Below are 3,667 nucleotides of genomic sequence, written 5' to 3'. Positions count from 1 at the left end.
GGGCTGGGGAAGGGGGTTGGTTGGTGAGGCCCGGTTTGGTTGGGGAGTGGTTTGGTTTGGGCGGTTAGCGTGGGTGGTTGGGGTTGGCGACGGGGTTGGGTTGGTGAGGCCCGGTTTGGCTGGGCAGTGGTTTGGTTTGGGCGATCAGCGTCGGTGGTCGGAGTTGGTTACGGGGTTGGGTTGGTGAGGTCGCGTTCGGCGGGGAGGTGGTTGGGTTGGTCTGGTTTGGCGGGGCCGTGGTTGGGTTGGTGGGCGGTCAGGGGTGTGTGGGAGGGGGTTGGTAGCGGGGTTGGGTTGGTGAGGTTTGGTTCGGCTGGGCGGTGGTTTGGTTCGGTGGGCGGCCAGCGTGGGTGGGAGGGGTTGGTACCTGGGTTGGGTTGGCATGGCCGGTTCTGGCGGGCCTTGCTTATCTGGGGGCGGTCAGGGTGTGTGGCAGGTAACAGGCTGGGTTGGCCAGGTCTGGTTGGCGCAGCGTTGGTTTGGCGAACCCGGCTTCGGGTTCCGTCAGGCTTTCAGGGAAGGCCGGCTGTTGAGCCATTCGGCCACCAGGTGTCAATACCCGCGCGCGGATCCTGCTGGTAGGTCCGGTTTGTGTTGTTTTACCTTGCGGAACAACACTTTTGTGCCTGTTGCGCGCACGCTTCGCGACTTAGTGTGCCGCTCATGAGAACCCCTGCATTGGTGGCGGCCGGGCTGGCCGTCATGCTTTTCGCCTCGCCCGCTGCTGCGGCTGCCGGGTCGGTCGGCGCGCCAGGCATCGGCGACTCGTACTACCCGTTGGACGGCAACGGTGGCTATGACGTGTCGCACTACGACATCCGGGTGAGTTACCAGCCGTCGACCGACGTGCTGTCCGGTACGACCACCATTCTCGCGCGGCCGACCGAGGATCTGGCGAGCTTCGACCTCGACTTCCTGTTGAAGGTCTCGTCCGTGCGTATCAACAACGTGCCCGCCGACTTCCGCACGGACGGCGGCGAGCTGACCGTGACGCCGAAGGCGGCGCTGCCGAAGGGTCGCGACGTGACGATCGTCGTGCGGTACACCGATACGCCTGGGCAGTACGAGTTGTACGACTACAACGCGTGGAAGCCCACCTCCACGGGTGTGCTCGCCAACGACGAGCCGCAGATCGCGCCCTGGTGGTATCCCAGCAACGACCACCCGCGTGACAAGGCGACGTTCGACGTGTCGATCGCGGTGCCGCCCGGTGTCGAGGCGATTTCGAACGGTGTGCTCGTCAGCCGTTCGCAGACCGCCCCGCAGTGGGTGCGGTGGAACTGGCGCAGCCTGCACCCGCAGGCGCCGTACCTGACCTACATCGCCGTCGGTCAGTACGAGGTGCGGCAGGCGACCGCGCCCAACGGGGAGCCGTTCATCACCGCCTACGGCGACGATCTCGGCGCCAGTGGTCCGGCCGCCCGGGCGTCGGTGGAGCGGACACCGGAGATCCTGGAGGCCGAGTCGCAGTGGTTCGGGCCCTACCCGTTCGAGGCGCAGGGCGGTGTCGTCGACAGCGGGTTGGGCTTCGCGCTGGAGAACCAGACTCGTCCGGTGTATGACGCCGGCTTCTTCCGCGGCGGCGCGAACACCTCCGTGATCGCGCATGAGAACGCTCACCAGTGGTTCGGCGACTCGGTTTCGGTGAACGACTGGAAGGAGATCTGGCTCAACGAGGGCTTCGCGACCTACGCGGAGTACCTGTGGTCGGACTACCAGGGTGAGGGCACGCCGGCCGAGATCGCGCAGTTCACCTACGACAGCATTCCGGCCGACAACGATTTCTGGCAGGTGCTGCCGGGTGATCCCCGCCCGGAGAACCAGTTCGACAACGCGGTGTACGACCGCGGCGGCATGACGTTGCAGGCACTGCGGACCACGGTCGGCGACGACGCGTTCTTCGAGATCCTGCGTACCTGGGCCAGCGAGCACCGATACAGCACGGGCACGACCGAGGAGTTCATCGCGCTGGCGGAGAGGATCTCGGGTCAGCAGCTCGACGGCCTGTTCACGACCTGGCTCTACACCAAGGGAAAGCCCGCGGTGGGTCCGAACGGCACGGCCGCGGCCGTCGCGCGTGCGGTGCCGGCGAAACCCAGGTCGTACGACCAGATCCAGGAAACCCACCGCCTGCTGGCGGCTGAGGCCAAATAGGAGGCGACCGGGCCGGCCGACCGCGAGAGGTCGGCCGGCCTCCCGGGTGATGACGAACCCCGGCGTCATAGTCGATGCAATAGGTCAACGAATTCGAGAAACATCTTGACGATCTGCAGGCACGATGGCGTGCGACGAGTGGTCGTTTCCGGCGTCGTGCGGACTTACACCGTCCGCGGACCCAACACCCGGCGTGTACCCGCTGCACCCCACATCGGATCAGCTGGCCGGTTCGGCTAGGCGGGACCCGACTCCCCGTCGGCGGTCGCGTTCGAACTCCTCGACAGCGCCGCCAGTTCGTCGATGACCTCCACCGCCTCCACGTAGCGGCCGACCCCGGACAGCGCCTGCTCCAGGTTCCGCAGGGAGGCCACGAGATCCGCCTCGTACCGCCCGCGGTCCTCGGCGAGGAGGCGCCGGCGGATCGCGACGGCCTCCTCCAGCGGTGGCAGGGCGTCCGACGCCCGGCCGAGTTCCTGCAGGACCGCGCCCAGGTTGTTCAAGGCCATCGCGCGGTCGGCGATCCGCTCCGGCGGCAGGCGCCGGGCGAGCACCGACGCCTCCTCGAACGGGGCGAGCGCCGCGTTGAACTGGCCGCGTCGGTGCCGCCAGAAGCCGAGCGAGGTCAGCGCCGCGAACAGGATCGGCTCGAAGCGCACCTGGTCGCCCGGCACCAGCGTGCGGTAGATGTCGATGGCACCCTCGGCCGAGGAGACGGCCTCGTCGAGATGCTTCAGCTCCGCCAGCAGGTGTGCCTTCATCAGCAGCGCGGCCGCCAGGTTCGGCGCGTACCGCAGCGGCTTCGCGTGCACGTGCCTGCGCCCGATGGCGATGGCCTCGTCCAGCGCGGACAGCGCCTCGTCGTGGCGGCCGGCCTCGCTCAGGCGGCGGGTGTAGTCGAGCAGGATCGAGCCGACGTCGAAGTCGTGGCGCGACCAGCGTGACGCCAGCCAGCGGCTGACGCGCAGCATGAACTCGGCGTTGTCGAGGTCGCGGGTGAGCCAGTCCTGCCGTCTTCGCCGCCACCGCCAGCCGCGTCCCATGCGCGTTCCCCCTAACCGGGTAGCAACCCCCGCGTGAACGCGGCCTGCCCGGCGTGCTGCAGGTCGTCGGACACGACGCTGACCAGCCGAACCCCGAGCGTCACCGGCGGGTCCCAGCGCCGGTCGACGACCCGGTCGAGGTCGGCGTCGGTGACGCCGCGAACATACTCCAGCGTCCGTTCGTAGGTCTCGTCGTGGTAGCCGGTGAGCAGCTCCGCGGGCACCCGCACCGCGGCGACCGCGGCCGGGTCGTGGCCGTAGCCGGTGTCCCGCGGGTCGAACGGCAGGCCGAACCGGTCGGCCCACTTCGGCCACACCTGGTCCGTGCCGGCCGCGTCGGCCACGTGGTCGTCCTGGATCCGCGTCAGGTGCCAGACCAGCCAGGCGATGGAGTTCGCCTCGCCCCCAACCCGGTACGCCAGTTGGTCCTCGCTCAGCCCGTCGACGGTGTGGTGGACGATGTTCCGGAT

The 3,667-nt window shown here is 68.4% G+C and carries 3 protein-coding genes; 1 reads left to right on the top strand and 2 read right to left on the bottom strand.

What is annotated here, in order from left to right; genetic code table 11:
* The first annotated feature begins 663 nt into the window (after positions 1 to 663).
* Positions 664 to 2,154 carry a M1 family metallopeptidase gene (locus tag ACJ73U_RS35240; RefSeq protein WP_407782089.1) on the top strand — a complete coding sequence of 497 codons (1,491 nt, stop codon included), beginning with the start codon at positions 664 to 666 and terminating at the stop codon, positions 2,152 to 2,154.
* Positions 2,155 to 2,390: 236 nt separating this feature from the next.
* Here ACJ73U_RS35240 and ACJ73U_RS35235 read toward each other — a convergent pair whose 3' ends face one another.
* The gene (locus ACJ73U_RS35235; RefSeq protein WP_407782088.1) at positions 2,391 to 3,197 is read right to left on the bottom strand and encodes a tetratricopeptide repeat protein; all 807 of its coding nucleotides are present in this window, start codon (positions 3,195 to 3,197) and stop codon (positions 2,391 to 2,393) included.
* A gap of 11 nt (positions 3,198 to 3,208) precedes the next feature.
* Positions 3,209 to 3,667, bottom strand: a 459-nt coding sequence (locus ACJ73U_RS35230; protein ID WP_407782087.1) for a mycothiol transferase, incomplete at its 5' end; no start/stop codon positions are given.

It is taken from the genome of Actinophytocola sp. (assembly GCF_045807065.1).
Lineage (GTDB): Bacteria > Actinomycetota > Actinomycetes > Mycobacteriales > Pseudonocardiaceae > Actinophytocola.
Note: the sequence above shows the minus strand (reverse complement) of the source record. Positions and strands in the feature narration are given on the sequence as shown.